At 67.1% G+C, this 17,570-nt stretch carries 12 protein-coding genes; 4 read left to right on the forward strand and 8 right to left on the reverse strand.

From position 1 onward, the window contains the following. Positions 1-95: 95 nt before the first annotated feature. Positions 96-1,091, forward strand: coding sequence for a YhdH/YhfP family quinone oxidoreductase (locus ARC63_RS05405; protein ID WP_010482783.1), 996 nt, complete (start codon positions 96-98; stop codon positions 1,089-1,091). Positions 1,092-1,179: 88 nt separating this feature from the next. Then, on the forward strand, positions 1,180-1,551 hold the full coding sequence (gene pilH, locus ARC63_RS05410; RefSeq protein ID WP_005410644.1) for a twitching motility response regulator PilH: 372 nt from the start codon (positions 1,180-1,182) through the stop codon (positions 1,549-1,551). An 88-nt stretch (positions 1,552-1,639) separates the two neighbouring features. Here pilH and ARC63_RS05415 read toward each other — a convergent pair whose 3' ends face one another. Next, entirely contained in the window at positions 1,640-2,533 is an 894-nt protein-coding gene (locus ARC63_RS05415; protein ID WP_010482782.1) for a DnaJ C-terminal domain-containing protein, read from the reverse strand. 261 nt (positions 2,534-2,794) lie between these two features. Between ARC63_RS05415 and ARC63_RS05420 the strand changes: the two genes are divergently transcribed. Next, complete coding sequence (locus tag ARC63_RS05420) at positions 2,795-3,277, forward strand: peroxiredoxin (RefSeq protein ID WP_019338671.1); 483 nt, start codon at positions 2,795-2,797, stop codon at positions 3,275-3,277. Positions 3,278-3,306: 29 nt separating this feature from the next. Further along, the gene (locus tag ARC63_RS05425; RefSeq protein WP_043399090.1) at positions 3,307-3,882 is read left to right on the forward strand and encodes a ferritin-like domain-containing protein; all 576 of its coding nucleotides are present in this window, start codon (positions 3,307-3,309) and stop codon (positions 3,880-3,882) included. Between the two features lie 154 nt (positions 3,883-4,036). Here the strand turns inward: ARC63_RS05425 and pbpC are convergent, their stop codons facing one another. The 7 genes from pbpC to acnD form a co-directional block, all read right to left on the reverse strand. Beyond that, complete coding sequence (pbpC, locus tag ARC63_RS05430; RefSeq protein ID WP_019338672.1) at positions 4,037-6,418, reverse strand: penicillin-binding protein 1C; 2,382 nt, start codon at positions 6,416-6,418, stop codon at positions 4,037-4,039. A gap of 49 nt (positions 6,419-6,467) precedes the next feature. Continuing rightward, a complete protein-coding gene (locus ARC63_RS05435; protein ID WP_057502740.1) occupies positions 6,468-11,375 on the reverse strand; it encodes an alpha-2-macroglobulin family protein in 4,908 nt (1,635 codons plus the stop codon). Positions 11,376-11,532: 157 nt separating this feature from the next. Next, the gene (locus ARC63_RS05440) at positions 11,533-12,993 is read right to left on the reverse strand and encodes a bifunctional 2-methylcitrate dehydratase/aconitate hydratase (RefSeq protein ID WP_057502741.1); all 1,461 of its coding nucleotides are present in this window, start codon (positions 12,991-12,993) and stop codon (positions 11,533-11,535) included. A 71-nt stretch (positions 12,994-13,064) separates the two neighbouring features. Beyond that, the gene (gene prpF, locus ARC63_RS05445; RefSeq protein WP_057502742.1) at positions 13,065-14,243 is read right to left on the reverse strand and encodes a 2-methylaconitate cis-trans isomerase PrpF; all 1,179 of its coding nucleotides are present in this window, start codon (positions 14,241-14,243) and stop codon (positions 13,065-13,067) included. A 23-nt stretch (positions 14,244-14,266) separates the two neighbouring features. Next, complete coding sequence (locus ARC63_RS05450; RefSeq protein WP_019338676.1) at positions 14,267-14,593, reverse strand: type II toxin-antitoxin system RelE/ParE family toxin; 327 nt, start codon at positions 14,591-14,593, stop codon at positions 14,267-14,269. Then, on the reverse strand, positions 14,580-14,837 hold the full coding sequence (locus ARC63_RS05455; protein WP_019338677.1) for a type II toxin-antitoxin system ParD family antitoxin: 258 nt from the start codon (positions 14,835-14,837) through the stop codon (positions 14,580-14,582). The genes ARC63_RS05450 and ARC63_RS05455 overlap by 14 nt, the downstream gene beginning before the upstream one ends. Before the next feature lie 100 nt (positions 14,838-14,937). Next, a complete protein-coding gene (gene acnD / locus ARC63_RS05460) occupies positions 14,938-17,556 on the reverse strand; it encodes a Fe/S-dependent 2-methylisocitrate dehydratase AcnD (RefSeq protein ID WP_057502743.1) in 2,619 nt (872 codons plus the stop codon). Positions 17,557-17,570 lie beyond the last annotated feature (14 nt).

Below are 17,570 nucleotides of genomic sequence, written 5' to 3' on the forward strand. Positions count from 1 at the left end.
AACCATCACCGATCATACAAGATGGGGCGGATCGGCAGGATCGAAAGGGGGGCAACGGGGTAAGGTGGCGTTTTCCTCGAAGTCAGGCAACGCCGATGGCCCCCACCACCCCGTTCACCGCCTTCCGCATCGAAAACGACGACGCCGGCTACCGCAGCGGCCTTGCCCAGCTCCGGATCGACGACCTCAACCCCGGACAGGTGCTGATCCGCGCCCACTGGTCCTCGGTCAACTACAAGGATGCCCTTGCCGGTACCGGCAAGGGGAAAATCCTGCGCCGCTTCCCGCTCGTGGGCGGCATCGACGTGGCCGGTACCGTGGTCGCCAGCTCCGACCCGGACTGGCGTGAAGGCGATGCGGTGCTGGCCACCGGCTGCGGCCTCAGCGAGACCCGTGATGGCGGCTACAGCCAGTACGTGCGGCTGGAATCGCGCGCGGTGATCGCCCAGCCGGCCGGGCTGACCCCGCGCGAGGCGATGGTGCTGGGCACCGCCGGCTTCACTGCGGCGCTGGCCCTGCTGCGCATGCAGGACAACCGGCAGACCCCGGAACTCGGCCCGCTGGCAGTCACCGGTGCCAGCGGCGGCGTCGGTGCGCTGGCGCTGTCGATCTTCAGCCGTGCCGGCTACAGCGTGCACGCGGTCAGCGGCAAGCAGGACCAGGCCGATTTCCTGCGCAGCATCGGCGCCACCGAGGTACTGCCACGCAACGCGCTGGCCGATACCGGCCCGCTGCAGTCGGCGCGCTTCGGCGGTGGCCTCGACAATGCCGGAGGCGACATGCTGGCCAGCCTGCTGGCGCAGACCGTGCCCTACGGCAGCGTGGTCAGCGCCGGTCTGGCCGCCAGCCCGACGCTGGACATGACCGTGATGCCGTTCATCCTGCGCGGTGTCTCGCTGCTGGGGGTGTCCTCGGCCAATGCGCCGCGCGGGCTGCGCGAAGAGGTGTGGTCGCGACTGGGCAGTGACTGGAAGCCGCAGCACCTGGACCGCATCTGCACTGCCGAAGTCGGCCTGGATGGCCTGCCCGCCGTGTTCCAGCGGATGCTGGCCGGCGGCTCGCTGGGGCGCACGGTGGTGCGGATCGACTGAACGTCGCAGGCAGGCGACGGACGGCAGACGCGCCCCTCCCGCCGGTAATGTGCCCGCACTACACTGCGGGCATTACATGGGGAACAACATGGCACGCATTCTGATCGTCGACGACTCACCGTCGCAGCTGTTGGGGATACAGCGCATCGTCGAGAAGCTCGGGCACCAGATCCTGACCGCAACCGATGGCGCCGCCGGGGTCGAAACCGCCAAGGCCGAGCTGCCCGACCTGGTCCTGATGGACGTGGTGATGCCCAACCTCAATGGCTTCCAGGCCACCCGCACCCTCGCCCGCGACGAGGCGACCCGGCACATTCCGGTGATCCTGGTGACCACCAAGGACCAGGACACCGACCGCATGTGGGGCATGCGCCAGGGCGCCAAGGCCTACATCACCAAGCCGTTCTCGGAAGATGAACTGTCCGAGGTGCTGGAACGGGTGTTCGCCGGGCAGGGCTGAAACATTCCGGTGGGTGCCAACCTTGGTTGGCACGCCTTGAACGGCCGAAAGGCGTGTGGACCGAGGTCCACACCCACCAGAATCGATCTCAGATCGTTTCGCCAAACGCCTTGGCCAGGTTCCGATAGGCCTTCTTCTGCGCCTCGTCGGTCGCAGCCGGGGCCACGATCTCGATTTCGACGATCTGGTCGCCGTCCGGGCTGCCGGGAAGGCCACGGCCACGCAGGCGCAGCTTGCGCCCGGCATCGGAATCGGCCGGAATCTTCAGCTCCACCGCACCGCCCAGGGTCGGCACGCTGATGCTGGTCCCCAACGCGGCCTGCCACGGTGTGACCGGCAGCGTATAGAGGATGTTGCGGCCATCGACCTCGAACTGCGGGTGCGCGGCGTATTCCACTTCCAGCAGCAGGTTGCCGCCATGGTTGCCCTGCCCTGCCAGGCGGATCACCTGGCCCGGGCGGATGCCCTTGGGCACGCGCACGTCCAGCTGCTTGCCGTTGACGGTGATGCGCAGGCTGTCACCGTTGTAGGCCGCCTCCAGCGGTACCGACAGCTTGGCGCGGGTATCGCGATTGGGCGCATGGCCCTGGCTGCTGAAGCCCGGCCCCGGACCAGCGCCGCCACCGCCACGCTGGCGCGCGAACAGGCTTTCGAAGAAGTCGCTGAAGCCGCCGTTGGGGCCGCCGCCGCCGAACACTTCCTCGAAATTGAACCCCCCGGCGCCGCCGTAGTTCGGCGGCACGTTGAACTCCTCGCCCGGGCGATAGCCCTGCGCGCGCAGCTGGTCGTAGGCCGCGCGCTTCTCCGGGTCGCGCAGCGCCTCATAGGCCTCGTTGACCGCCTTGAACTTGTCTTCGGCCCCGGCCTCCTTGCTGACGTCCGGGTGGTACTTGCGTGCCAGCCGGCGGTAGGCGGTCTTGATCTCCGCCTCGCCCGCGCTCGGTTCCACCCCCAGGGTGGCGTAGTAATCCTTGAATTCCATCCAGCTACCTCGATTCGCTTCGGCCGCGCCGGTGGCGCCGCCCCGGGTTCATTCTACGCGCCGGCGATGCTACGCCGGGCCTCGTGCGGCGCCGGTGAGGCCGACTGATCCTGCGCAATGCGGCTGCCATCCCCATGCCCCACGCTGTGGCTGGAAGCCCCTGCCGCAAAGCCCGAAGATGGGGCCTGCACGCAGGTTTTCCAATGTCTTGACGCCCCTGTCCCATCCGGCCCACTAGCCTGCCCCAGCAAGGAGTTCCCCATGACCATCCATGTCGGCGACCGCATTCCGGAAGTGACCCTCAAGCGCATCCGCGAGGGCATCGAAACACTCGATACGCATTCGCTGTTCGATGCGCGCAAGGTGGTGCTGTTCGCCGTGCCCGGCGCGTTCACCCCGACCTGCTCGGCGCGCCACCTGCCCGGCTACGTCGAAAAATTCCAAGACTTCCGCCAGCGCGGCATCGACGTCTACTGCATGGCCGTCAACGACCCGTTCGTGATGAAGGCCTGGGCCGCCGACCAAAACGTGCCCGACGGCCTGCTGATGCTGTCCGACGGCAACGCCGAACTGACTCGCGCGCTCGGCCTGGAGCTCGATGCCAGCGCCTCCGGCATGGGCATCCGCTCGCGCCGTTTCGCCCTGTACGTGGTCGATGGCGTGGTGCGTGCGGTCTGGGTCGAACAGCCGGGCCAGTTCGAAGTCTCTTCAGCCGAGTACGTGCTGGAGCACCTGCCCACCTGATCTTCCACCGCAAGAGGAAACGGCCAGCCATGTCCAGCAAGCCAGCCAAAGCCACAAAGCCTGCCGCAAAGGTTCCCGGCATCAGCGACCGCAAGACCCTGCGCGAACGCGCCCGGCGCAACATCGAAGATGGTGCGATCACCGACAGCTACAATGCCGACCGCGAGGCAGTGATCAAGCTGCTCAACGACGCGTTGGCCACCGAGTACGTGTGCGTGCTGCGCTACTACCGGCACTTTTTCATGGCCAAGGGCATGCTGGCCGACGCGGTCAAGGCCGAGTTCCTCGAGCATGCGCAGCAGGAACAAGCGCACGCCGGCAAGCTGGCTGAGCGCATCGTCCAGCTTGGCGGCGAGCCCGACCTCAACCCCGATACGCTGACCGCACGCTCGCACGCCGAGTACAAGGAAGGCAGCGACCTGCGCGACATGGTCCGCGAGAACCTGGTGGCCGAACGCATTGCCATCGACAGCTACCGTGAAATGATCAACTTCATCGGCGACCGCGACACCACCACCAAGCGCATCCTCGAAGAGATCCTGGCGCAGGAAGAGGAACACGCCGACGAGTTTGCCGACCTGCTGGATGGGTGGATCGGGGAATAGCGGTTACGCCACACGCTCGCTGCCATCTGCCGCGTTGTAGAGCCGAGCCCATGCTCGGCTGACTGCACCACGCACGTCGCAAGAGCAGCCGAGCATGGGCTCGGCTCTACAACAGCGTTGCAAATATACGGAAAGCGGCGACCAAGGTCGGCACCTACCGCAGCACGTTGAACCGTACCTGGGTCCACGCGCCATCTGCCGCCAGCGCGGTCAGGGTGTGTGCTCCCGGATCGGCGAACTCGCGCTGCATCAACTGCGCGCCGTGGGTCTGCGCAATCCAGCGTCCATCCAGCAACCAGTCCACCGCCTGCTCGCTGCCCAGCGCGCGCAGCTGCAGGCGTACGCCATGTTCGGCGTTGGGTGCACGCGCCAGTGCTGCGCCATCATTGAGGCCATCGATGTGCAACGCGACACTGGCCTCACGCCCATCGTCGCGGCAGTCAGGGGATAGCGCTGGCAATTGCGAGGCCTCGCGCGTGGCCTTGGACAACCACGGCGACAACAGCGCCGGCCAGCGAGCGATCTCACGCGCGACTTCCTCATGCGGCAAACGGCAATCAGCGGAGACACGCAGACCGGTCCGCGCATCGGCCAGGTAACGCTGCCGCCCCGGCTGCCAGCGCCGCGCCTCGCGCTCGGGGAAGGTCGGTGGTGCTGCACCGTCCAGCAGGTAGGCCTGCATCCTGCGCTGGCAGAGCGCAGCTGGCAGTCCCTCGGCACGTTCGCCGGTCGGCCAGCAGATGTCTTCCTGGCTGACACTGGCCGGCATTGGCGCAGCAGCGGAATCGCCACGCTGGCGCGGCAGGCTGTCCACCACTTCGAACATCAGCGGCAGTGCGGTAACCGCACCATACTGGCCCGGCAACGGCGTGCCGTCTGGTCGCCCCACCCACACGCCCACTGTGTAGTGACGGGTACTGCCGATGGCCCACGCATCGCGGTACCCGTAACTGGTGCCGGTCTTCCACGCCACACGCGGGCGGCCACCGACATCGAACGTCCCGACGCCATAGCCCGGGCGCGGATTCGATTCCAGCATCTCGCGGACGATCCAGCTTGCGCCGGGCGAAGCGAGGCGCCGCTCGATCATTGGCTCATCGTCGGTGTAACGCACGCGCCCGGCGATGCCATTGCGGTTGAGCGCGGCGAACGCGCCGACCAGGTCCTCCAACCGCGCGCCGGTGCCGCCCAGGATCAGCGACAGATTAGGCGTGCTGCCCGGCGGGAAACGCAGCTGGATGCCGGAGTGCGACAGGCGAGCGGCGAAACGCGCAGCACCGACCCGTTGCAGCAGATCCACCGAGGGTACGTTGAGCGACAGGCGCAATGCACTGGAAGCGCCGATCGGTCCGTTGAAGGCCATGTCGAAGTTGCCGGGGCGGTAGCTGCCGAAACTCTGCGGCGCATCCACCAGCAGGCTTTCCGAATGGATCAGGCCGTCATCCAGTGCCATCGCATACAGGAACGGCTTGAGCGTGGACCCCGGCGAGCGCCAGGCCTGCACCATGTCCACGTGCCCCAGCCGCTGGCGGTCACCGAACGCCAGCGTGCCCACATAGGCACGTGCCTGCAGGGTCTGGTTGTCGACCACCAGCAGGGCGGCCGAGGTGCGTTCGGGCAGCGTCGAGAAGTAGCTGGCCACGCGTTCTTCCAGCGTGCGCTGCAGGCCGATATCAATGCTGCTCTGGATGCGCGCTTTGCCCGGCTGCGCTGAATGCAGCCGCTGCGCCAGCAGTGCCGCATGCAGCGGCGGCCGCAGCGAGCGCGCCACCACGTTCTCGATGCGCGCGTCCTCCACTTCCTCCGGCGTCCACGCACCCAGTTCGGCCATGCGTGACAGCACCTTGTCGCGCGCCTTCTGCGCCGCTTCCGGATGGCGGTCCGGGCGCAGCCGGCTTGGCGCCTGCGGCAGCACCGCCAGCAACGCGGCCTCGGCATGCGACAGCTGCGCCGCCGGCTTGCCTAGATAGGCCCAGCTGGCCGCTTCCACGCCCTCGATGGTGCCGCCGTAAGGCGCGCGCTCCAGATACAGGGCCAGGATCTGCTGCTTGCTCAGATGCACTTCCAGCTGCACCGCACGCAGCATCTGCTTGAGCTTTCCCCAGGGCGTGCGCGTATGCGGGTCGAGGATGCGGGCAACCTGCATGGTCAGGGTCGAGCCACCGGACACGATGCGGCCGCCGCGCAGCAACTGGCCGCTGGCACGCAGGATCGCCAGCGGGTTGATGCCCGGATGGCGCCAGAACCAGCGGTCTTCGTAGGTCAGCAACGCCTGCAGGTACAGCGGCGAGACGCTGTCGATCGAAGCCGGATAGCGCCACACGCCCTCGGCATCGGCAAAGGCACGCAGCGGCGTGCCGTCGGCGGCCACCACCAGGGTGCTGGTATCACGCTGCTTCGGCAGCGGCGGCGGGAAAGCGAAGTCCAGCACCAGCAGCAGCGCCAGCGAGGCGGCCGTGCCCCAGCGCAACCACGGCCACAGCGGCCGCAGCCGGCGGCGCAGGGCCGCCAGCCGGGTCTTCATTGCGTCATTCATTGCGAATTGCCATCAGGACGGGCCGCGCCGTCGCGGCCCGTCCGCGCGGTCACGGCTGTACCACCGTGATCGTGGTCGGGTTGCTGCGGCCGACGCCGCGCAGCTGCGGCCGGTACATGTCCTCCACCAGCGGCGGCGGCACCGAGTAGGTTCCCGGGGTCACCGCGCGTACCAAGTAGAACACGTTGGCCTTGCTGCCACGCGACAGCTTCAGCGCAGCCACGTAACGGTCGTCGCGGAACTCCTCGTGCTTGGTATCGGCGGCTTCACCACGATCGCTGATGGTGATGCCGTCCACGACCACGTCGGCCCACTGCTTGGCGTCGCCCAGGTTGAAGTTCTCGATCTCCAGGCCGGCCGGCAACAGGTCGGTCAGCAGTGCATCCGGCATGGTGGTATCGGCAGTGACGGTGACGCGCACGATCAGCGCTTCGCCTTCCTTCAGCGGCCGCGGCGTCCACGGCTTGCCATCGGTGCCGAAGTAGCTGCGTTCAACACCCAGCACGCTGTTGTCCGGTGCCGGCGCGCTGCGCGGGATGCCGGCCACGTCGATGCTGGCAAACATCGGCGGCTGGCCCTGCGGGGTGAAGCGTACGCCGCTGGCCAGTTCGCTGCCGGTGAAGTTGCGGCCGAACAGCTTGCGCTCACTGATCGCCTCGGTGCTGCCACCGATCACCAACTCACCGGCCACCAGCGCCTTCTGGTTGGCGGCCAGGGCCTTGCCGAGGCGGGCGATCGCCACCTGCTCCTGGGTGCTCAGCCACATCCAGCCGGCATTGCGGCGGGCATCCAGGCCACGGCCGAGATCGACCGCACGTGCGTCCCAGGCGGGCTTGGCCAGCTTGTTCTCGTGCGTCAGCGCGATCATCAGTGCGTCATCGCGGATCGCGCTGCCGTAGTCGCCGAAGTACGACGGGCGCTCGCTGCTGGACTTGGCGAACGCCGCCGCCAGTGCCGCCTGGCCACGCTTGGCATCACCCTGCAGTGACAGCGCCACGCCCAGGTGGACCAGCGACAGGCCACCGACCGCCTTGCTGCGCTCGTTGTCGTACAGCGTGCGCAGGGTACCCAGCGGCGCCCGGTTGACCCGGGCCAGCACATAGCCCGAATACGCCTGGTTGGCGAACTTCAGCTTCTCGCGGTCATCCTGGCCGTAGAACTGATTGCCACCGGACAGCAGGTCCTCACTGAGGCGGTTGAGTGCCTTCTGCAGTACGTTGTCGGGCACCGCGAAGCCGGCGTCCTTGGCATCGAGCAGGAACTCGGTGATGTACGGGGTCAGCCACGGGTTCACGTAGCCGTCGTCACCCCACATCGAGAAGTTGCCGTTGGCCACCTGCATCGACGCCAGGCGACCGAACGCGCCTTCCATGCGCTCACGGCGGGTCTTGGCATCCAACCCGTCAGCCCCGAGCATCGACGACGTCGCCTGGTCCAGGATCAGTGCGGCGTAGCCCTTGCTGGTGGTCTGCTCGGCGCAGCCGTATGGGTAGTTCAACGCGCCCTGCAGGGCACTGGCGAACGGGATTGGCGGCAGCGGGCTGACCAGCAGGCGCGCGTTCACCGACTCGGCCATCAGGCCGTCGGTCAGGCTGTTGTCGAGGCTGACCGCGGCCAGTGGATCCAGCGTGCGTACCTGCGAGCGCAGCGCCTGCGGCCACGCCGCACGCACCGGCAGCTCGTAGCGGCGGTCGGCCTTGAATCCGTTGCCGTCCACCCGCACCCGCACCTTGGCTACGCTGTGGCCCTCACGCGCGGACAGCGGGAAACTCAGCGTGGTCTTGGCATCGGCATTCAACTGCACGCTGCGGCTGCCCTCACCCAGGTTCAACGGGCCCTCGCTTTCCACCTTCACGTTGAACTGCCCCGGCTTGCCGGTGAAGTTCTGCACGTCCAGGGTCACGGTGCTGCGGTCGCCCGGGGCCAGGACGCGCGGCATGCTGGCTTCGGCCAGGATCGGCGCGCGCACCACGGTCTCCACATCGCGCTTGCCGTACTGGTCATCGCTGTAGACCAGCGCCGATACGCGCAGGGTGCCGTTGAAGTCCGGCACCTTCAGGCGGATGCGGGCGATGCCCTTGGCATCCAGCTGCACCGGGCCGGAGAACAGGTCCACGGTCTGCACGCGTGCGGTCGGGCGCTTGGCCTGCGGCAGCGCCTGCAGCGCCATGTCGCCACCAAACTTCAGCTTGCCGCTGCCGCCATCGAAGCTCTCGATCACCCGGCTGTAGATGTCGTAGGCATCGATGCCGAGGCGACGCTGGGCGAAGAAGTGCGCGCCGGCGTCGGGCACCGGGAAGCGGGTGATGTTGAGGATGCCTACATCCACCGCCGAGACGGTGACGTGCGCCATCTTGCCCGCCAGCTGCGGTGCACTGACCGTCACCGGCAGGTCCTGCTCCGGCCGCATCTGCTTGGGCGCAGCCAGGCCAACCGCCACGGTGCGGCCCTTGCGGTCCATCGGAACGTGCACCACACCCACAGCACGGGCCGGGGTGATCTTGCTCGGCGCACTGCCGCCACGGAACACCAGCGCGGTGATGTACACGTCGTGGCGTTCCCAGTCGGCGGTGACCGGAATCTTGAAGGTCGACCCCGGCTTGGCGTCGATGCCCTGCACGTACAGCATGCGGTCGGTCTCGACCATCAGGATGCCCTTGCCGGCGTGCGGCGGGGTCACCGTCACCTCGAGCGTGTCGCCTGCCTTGTAGCCGGTCTTGTCCAGGCCCAGCTTGATCTTGTCAGGGCGCGCGTCCAGGCCGCGGTTGTCATCACCCCAGCTCCAGCCCGCACGGAACGGATAGCGGCTGGTCAGGCCGGTGGACGGATCGAACACGTCCACCCGGTACTCGCCCCACTCCACCGGGAAATCAAAGGCCACCGCGCTGCCGCCGGCATCGACGGTGCGCGTTTCCTTGTTCTCGAAACGGCGGGTGAAGTCGTAGTCCCAGCGGTTGTCGTTGAAGGTCCAGTGGTAGTCGCGCAGTTCGCGCACCAGGGTGATCTTCAGGCCCTTGGCCGGCTGCGGCTTGCCCGCTGCATCCACGCGCATCAGCTCGAAGCGCGCATTGCCGTTGGAATCGGCACCGTCTTCGGGATTGAACAGCGGGCGCACGCCCACCAGCGCATTGGCCGGCCACATCACCCGCTTCAAGGTGCGGGTGACGGTACGGCCGCCGGTCTCGTACAGGCTGCCGGACAGCACCACTGCAATCGGTGCCTTGGCCTTGGCCGCCTCCTCCGGCAATGCCACATCCTCGCGCAGCTGGCCGTTGGCCGGCAGCGTGGTGTCGATCACGTCCTTGGCTTCGCGCGGCAGCTGCAGGGTCGGGTCACCGAAGAAGTAGCCCGGCAGGCCCTCCACCGGCTGCTGCTCGGCCGCCACTGCCATGCGCGCGGTGAAGCGGTTGCCATCGGCCGGCGCACCATACAGGTAGGCACCATTGGCCTGCAGGCGCAGGTCCTCACCCGGCTTCAGCGTCTTCTGCACGCTGTCTAGATCCAGCTTCATGCGCTCGGGCAGGAACTCCTCGATGCGCAGGGTCATGCCCTGGATCGCTTCCTTGCTGGCCGGGTCGGTGCGGAACTCGACCTGCCAGCGCCCGGTCGGCGCCTCGGCGGGGATCACCTGCTCGAAATTGATGTAGCCCTGGTCACCCGGCTGCAGGCGGGTCTCGCGGAAAGTCTTGCCGTCGGGCTGCTTCAGTCGCAGGAACACCGGTTGCGCCTTGACCGGCTTGCCATCGTTGTCACGCAGCAGCGCGGACAGGCGCACGGTCTCGCCCGGGCGGTACAGGTCGCGGCCGGACCAGGCGTAGACGTCGAACCAGGCATTGTCACGGCCGGCCACGGCGAATTCGCTCAGGTCCAGCGCCGGCTGGTTGAACGGCAGGAAGCTGGTGTCCTTGCCAGTGCTGGCGACCAGCACGTGGGTGGCATCCAGCGTGTAGTTCAGCAGCGCATTGCCATTGCCGTCGGTGCTGCCCTTCAGCACCACCTCGCCCTTGGCATCGAGAACCCGCAGGTCGATGCCCTTCAGCGGTGCGCCGTCCTTGAGGCCGGCGGTGTGCACGAACAGCTTGTCCTTGTAGGCGCGGGTATGCAGGCCGATGTCGCTGACCGAGAAGAACGCGGTATCGAACTCGCCCTCGTAGTCACCGGTGCGCTTGAGCAGGGCGAAGTACAGGCCCGGCTCCTGCAGTTCCTTGATGTCCTGGGTCGGCAGGTAGGTCAGCACCCGCTCGTTCTGCTTGCCACCCAGGATGAAGCGGTTGACGTAGACCGGCTCGGCCAGCTTGTTGATCGGGCTGCGCTCGTAGTCGCTGCTCAGCTCCCAGCTGCCACGGCGGCCTCCGCGCTGGTACTGGCTGAAGAAGGTCGGCAGGTCCTTCTCGCGCACGCGCAGGAACTCGACGTCGACCTCCGGCACGTTCACCGACACCACCGGCAGGCCACGGCTGTCCTTGGCCGGCAGCACGCTGCCCTGCGAAGCGAAGCCGACCACCGGCTTCAGCTCGCCGCTGAACACCTTCTGCTTCAGTTCCTTGCCCAGGCGGCTGCCATCGGCGGCCAGCAGGTCCGGCGAGACCACCAGGCTGAACTCCTTGCCGGCCTCGACGAACGGGTAACGCAGGGTCAGGCCGTCATCGGACAGCGTCCAGCTGCTGTCGTCGGTGCCGACCTTTTCCTCGAAGCGCACCAGTTTGTCGAAATCCTGGGTGCCGACCAGCGGGCGCGAGAACTCCAGCGCCAGCGACAAGCCGTCATTCTTCTGGTCCGGGTAGGCACGCAGCAGGGTGAACTCCTTCACCTGCTCGGCCTTGGTGGTGATGGCTTCACCGCTGGCCTTGGGCAGCTGCCCGCTGTCGTTGCGGCAGCCGGCCAGACCCAGCAACAGGCCTCCTGCCAGTACCGCCGCCGCCCATCCCCACCGCTTCCGCCGTGCCGGACCGCTCATGTCGTCACTCCTTGATCGAGGTGGCCATTATAGGCAGGCCGCGTCAAGGCGTTGACGCCCCGGCGGTCGGAAACCCGATCCCGCCCGGGACCCGGTAGCCGTCAACCTTGGTTGGCGCCCCCCATGCCAACCAAGGTTGGCATCTACCAGAGCGGCCTCACCCCGGCAGGTACAGGTCCACGTAGTCGGTCACCGGCATCGCCGCCAGCGTCACCGGGTCCAGTGAAGCGGCCCAGATGCGCTGCTGCTGGGCGGTCGGGAAGCGATGGGCCAGGTGCCGGCGGAACTTGTCCATCAGCAGCGGAATGCCTTCCTCGCGGCGCCGGGCGTGGCCGAGCGGGTATTCCACCAGTACCTCGGGCAGCTCGCTGCCGTCGGTAAAGCGCACGCTCAGGCCGTTGGCGATGCTGCGCTTGTCCGGATCCAGATAATCCGCGCTGAGCTGCGGATCCTCATGGCAGGCCATCTTCGCCCGCAGGGCATCGATGCGCGGATCGGCGGCAACGTCGTCCTCGTAATCCTCGGCCACCAGCCGCCCGTGCAGCAGCGCGATGGCGACCATGTACTGCACGCAGTGGTCGCGGTCGGCCGGGTTATGCAGCGGGCCCTGCTTGTCGATGATGCGGATGCAGGCTTCCTGGGTGCGGATGGCGATATGCGCGATGTCCTCGACCCGCCGCCCCATCGCGCGCAGCTGCTGATGCAGCGTGACCGCCGCCTCCACTGCGGTCTGGCCGTGGAACTCGGCCGGGTAGCTGATCTTGAACAGCACGTTCTCCATCACATAGCTGCCCAGCGGTCGCCCCAGCGTCAGTGCCTGACCGTGCATGGATACGGCCTCGAAACCCCATGTCGGTGCACTCAATACGCTGGGATAGCCCATCTCGCCGCTGGCTGCCATCAGCGCCAGACGCACGCCACGACTGGTCGCATCGCCAGCGGCCCAGCTCTTGCGCGAGCCGGTATTGGGCGCGTGACGGTAGGTTCGCAGCGCCTGGCCATCTATCCAGGCCAGCGACACGGCATTGAGCATGCGTTCGCGATCCAGCCCGAGCAGCTGCGAGACCACCGCGGTGGTGGCCACCTTGACCAGCACCACATGGTCCAGCCCGACGCGGTTGAAGGAATTCTGCAGCGCCAGCACGCCCTGGATCTCGTGCGCCTTGATCATCGCAAGCAGCACGTCGTGCACGGTCGGCGGCGGACGACGCAGGGCCTGCGCGTTGCGCCCCAGCCAGTCAAGGACGGCAAGGATGCCGCCCAGGTTGTCCGATGGATGGCCCCATTCGGCGGCCAGCCAGGTGTCGTTGAAATCGAGCCAGCGCACCATTGCGCCGATGTTGAAGGCGGCCTGCACCGGGTCCAGCACGTAGTGCGTGCCCGGTACGCGCGCGCCGTCGACCACGCTGATGCCCGGCACCAGTGGACCGAGCAGTTTGCTGCAGGCCGGGAAGGACAGCGCTTCCAGGCCGCAGCCCAGCGTATCGAGCAGGCAGTGATGCGCGGTCTGGAACGCCAGCGGTGAGTCGATGCGGGCATCGCGCACGTAATCGACGATATCCACCAGCAGTGCATCCCACGCTGCACGCTCGTTGGATGGGGTGTGGTTGTCGGACATCGTCGATCTCCTCGTTGCGGTGCACGGTTGCCCGTGCACCATGCCAACCAAGGTTGGCATCTACCAGAGCACTATTCGGCTGGCACCCGCACCTTGCCTTCCATCAGCACACGGGCGCTGCGGCTCATGATGGCCTTGGTCACTGTCCACTGGCCGTCAACGAGACCAGCCTGCGCACCCACGCGCAACGTGCCCGAGGGATGGCCGAAGGTCACCGCCTCACGTTCGCCGCCACCGGCGGCGCGATTGACCAGGGTGCCCGGAATCGCCGCCGCGGTACCGATCGCCACGGCGGCAGTGCCCATCATCGCGTGGTGCAGCTTGCCCATCGACAACGCACGCGCGTGCAGGTCGATGGCCGAGGCCGGGATGGCCTTGCCGCTGGACGACACATAGTCCTGCGCCGGTGCCACGAAGGCCACCTTCGGCGTGTGCTGGCGCGTGGCCGCATCTTCCAGGTTCTTGATCAGCCCCATGCGCAAGGCGCCGTAGGCGCGGATCTTCTCGAAGCGCTCCAGCGCCCCCTTGTCCTCGTTGATCGCAGGCTGCAGTTCGGTGCCGGTGTAGCCCAGGTCGGCCGCATTGAGGAAGATGGTCGGAATGCCGGCGGTGATCATGGTCACCTCGAAACTGCCCACGCCCGGCACGTCCAGGGTGTCGACCAGGTTGCCGGTCGGGAACATCGCGCCCGCATCGCCGTCATCGGACGGATCGATGAACTCCAGCTGGATCTCGGCGGCCGGGAAGGTCACGCCATCCAGTTCGAAATCGCCGATTTCCTGCACTTCGCCATCGCGCATCGGCACGTGGGCGATGATGGTCTTGCCGATGTTGGCCTGCCAGATGCGCACGGTGCACAGGCCATCGCGCGGCACGCGGGCGGGATCGATCAGGCCATTGGCAATCGCGAACGGGCCGACCGCGGTGCTGAGGTTGCCGCAGTTGCCGCTCCAGTCGACGAAGGCGGTGTCGATCGAGACCTGGCCGTACAGATAGTCCACGTCGTGGTCCGGCACCGAGGCGGTGGAGATGATCACGCACTTGCTGGTGCTGGAGGTGGCGCCGCCCATGCCGTCGGTCTGCTTGCCATACGGATCGGGCGAACCGATCACGCGCATCAGCAGCGCATCGCGTGCGGCGCCCGGCACCTGCGCGGCTTCGGGCAGGTCCTGCAGGCGGAAGAACACGCCCTTGCTGGTGCCGCCACGCATGTAGGTGGCGGGAATACGGAGTTGCGGGAGGAAGGTCATCGTCGAATCCACGCGTTTGAATTTCAGGAAATGTCTTGCATCAGTGCGTCAAGACCACGATCAACGCACCACACACGCATGATGTCCACGCGGTCCGGTAGATCGAGGTAATAGACGAGGTACCGTTCGAAGCCCGGAACCAGCATGAACCGCAACGGCACCGGCAGCTGTGCTGCGAGGTCGGCGTGCCGGGTGGAACCCGAGCCTGGAAATACCGCGATGCGTTGAAGCGTGGCCTCCAACTCGGCGAGAAAGCGCCGACCCAGTATCAGCCCACCCTGCCGTGCGAACCACAGCGCGGCATCGGCTGCGTCGGCTTCGGCCCTGGGTCGCCATTCAATCGCCTTCACGCTCCATCCTTTCGGTCAGTTCACGACGCATGCGCTCGAATGTGTCGGCCGTCACCGGGACGCCAGGCCCAGAAGCCAGCCCCTCGGCAATCAGCTGCTTGAGCAGTTCTTCGGCCTTGCTGCGCTGGCGCTGGCGGATCAGGTCACGCACGTAGTCCGACGTACTGGAATAGCCGCCTTCACGCACTTCCTCGTCCACGAACTGCTTGAGCGGGTCGGTCAGCGAAATGTTCATGGTGGCCATGAGACTCTCCATTGGCAGTTTTTGCCAAGCCAGTGTGCGCCCTGCCCAGGTGTCGGACAAGCCCGCCCCCGGACTCCGGGGGCAGGCATTCAGGCCGGTATCACGCCACCTTGGCGCCTTCCAGGAAATCCTGGGCAAAGCGCTGCAGCACGCCACCCGCCTCGTAGATCGCCACTTCCTCGTCGCTGTCCAGGCGGCAGGTGACCGGCACGATCAGGTCCTGGCCGTCGCGGCGGTGGATGACCAGGGTCAGGTCGGCGCGCGGGGTGCGCTCGCCCACCACGTCGAAGGTCTCGGTGCCATCGATGCCCAGGGTCAGGCGGGTGGTGCCCGGCTTGAACTCCAGCGGCAGCACGCCCATGCCGATCAGGTTGGTACGGTGGATGCGTTCGAAGCCCTCGGCCACGATCGCTTCCACGCCGGCCAGGCGCACGCCCTTGGCGGCCCAGTCGCGCGAGCTGCCCTGGCCGTAGTCGGCACCGGCAATGATGATGAGCGGCTGCTTGCGCTCCATGTAGGTCTCGATCGCTTCCCACATGCGCATCACCTTGCCTTCCGGCTCCACGCGCGCCAGCGAACCCTGCTTCACGCTGCCATCGTCGTTGCGCACCATCTCGTTGAACAGCTTCGGATTGGCGAAGGTGGCGCGCTGCGCAGTCAGGTGATCACCGCGATGCGTGGCATAGGAATTGAAGTCCTCTTCCGGCAGGCCCATCTTCGCCAGGTACTCGCCGGCAGCGCTGGAGGCCAGGATCGCGTTGGACGGCGACAGGTGGTCAGTGGTGATGTTGTCCGGCAGCACCGCCAGCGCGCGCATGCCGGCCAGCGTGCGCTCACCGGCCAGTGCGCCCTCCCAGTACGGCGGACGGCGGATGTAGGTGCTCTGCGGGCGCCAGTCGTACAGCGGGCTGACCGCGGCACCGTTCTCCACGCGTACGTTGAACATCGGGTTGTAGACCTTGCGGAACTGCTCGGGCTTCACCGAGGCCTTCACCACCGCGTCGATCTCGGCATCGCTCGGCCAGATGTCCTTCAGGCGCACCTCGTTGCCATCGGCGTCCACGCCCAGCACGTCCTTCTCGATATCAAAGCGGACGGTGCCGGCGATGGCATAGGCGATCACCAGCGGCGGCGACGCCAGGAAAGCCTGCTTCGCATACGGGTGGATGCGGCCATCGAAGTTGCGGTTGCCCGACAGCACGGCCGTGGCGTACAGGTCCCGGTCGATGATCTCCTGCTGGATGGCCGGATCGAGCGCGCCGCTCATGCCGTTGCAGGTGGTGCAGGCGAAGGCGACGATGCCGAAGCCCAGCTTTTCCAGGTCCGGCAGCAGGCCGGCCTCTTCCAGGTACAGCTGCACCGCCTTCGAGCCGGGCGCCAACGAGGACTTCACCCACGGCTTGCGCAGCAGGCCACGTTCATTGGCCTTGCGCGCCAGCAGTGCGGCGGCGATCACGTTACGCGGGTTGGAGGTGTTGGTGCAGCTGGTGATGGCGGCGATGATCACCGCGCCATCCGGCATCAGGCCCTGCGCCTGCTCGGCCTTGCCCGCTGCCAGCTTGGCCTCGTCGGCGATGCCGCGCTCGGCCAGCTCGGAAGTGGCGACGCGCTTGTGCGGGTTGGACGGGCCCGCCATGTTGCGCACCACGCTGGACAGGTCGAAGCGCAGCACGCGCTCGTACTGCGCGGTGGCCAGGTCGTCGGCCCACAGGCCTGTGGTGCGTGCATAGTTTTCCACCAGCGCCACCTGCGATTCCTCGCGGCCGGTCAGGCGCAGGTAATCGGTGGTCTGTGCGTCGATGTAGAACATCGCGGCGGTGGCACCGTATTCGGGGCACATGTTGGAGATGGTGGCGCGGTCACCGATGGTCAGTGCCGCAGCACCCTCGCCGAAGAATTCAAGCCAGGCTCCGACCACGCGCTCCTTGCGCAGGAACTCGGTCAGGGCCAGCACCACGTCGGTGGCGGTGATGCCCGGCTGCGGGCGGCCACTCAGTTCGACACCGACGGTGTCGGGCAGGCGCATCCACGACGCGCGGCCCAGCATCACGTTCTCTGCTTCCAGGCCGCCAACACCAATTGCGATCACGCCCAGTGCATCCACGTGCGGGGTGTGGCTGTCGGTGCCCACGCAGGTATCCGGGAAGGCCACGCCGTCCTGCACGTAGACCACCGGCGACATCTTCTCCAGGTTGATCTGGTGCATGATGCCGTTGCCCGGCGGAATCACGTCCACGTTCTCGAAGGCCAGTTTGGTCCAGTCGATGAAGTGGAAACGGTCTTCATTGCGACGATCTTCGATCGCGCGGTTCTTCTCGAACGCCTGCGGATCGAAACCGCCACACTCCACCGCCAGCGAGTGATCGACGATCAGCTGCACCGGCACCACCGGATTGACCTTGGCCGGGTCGCCGCCCTTGTCGGCGATCGCATCGCGCAACCCGGCCAGATCGACCAGTGCGGTCTGGCCGAGGATGTCGTGGCACACCACGCGCGCCGGGAACCACGGGAAATCGAGGTCGCGACGGCGCTCGATCAGCTGCTTCAGCGAATCGCTGAGCGTGGCCGGATCGCAGCGGCGCACCAGGTTCTCGGCCAGCACGCGCGAGGTGTACGGCAGGTTGGCGTAGGCGCCGGGCTGGATCGCATCGACAGCGGCACGCGCGTCGAAATAGTCCAGCGCGCTGCCGGGGAGGTTCTTGCGGTAATCGATATTCATGGGCTGGCGGAGTG

The sequence above is a fragment of the Stenotrophomonas geniculata ATCC 19374 = JCM 13324 genome, from assembly GCF_001431625.1.
Classification (GTDB): domain Bacteria; phylum Pseudomonadota; class Gammaproteobacteria; order Xanthomonadales; family Xanthomonadaceae; genus Stenotrophomonas; species Stenotrophomonas geniculata.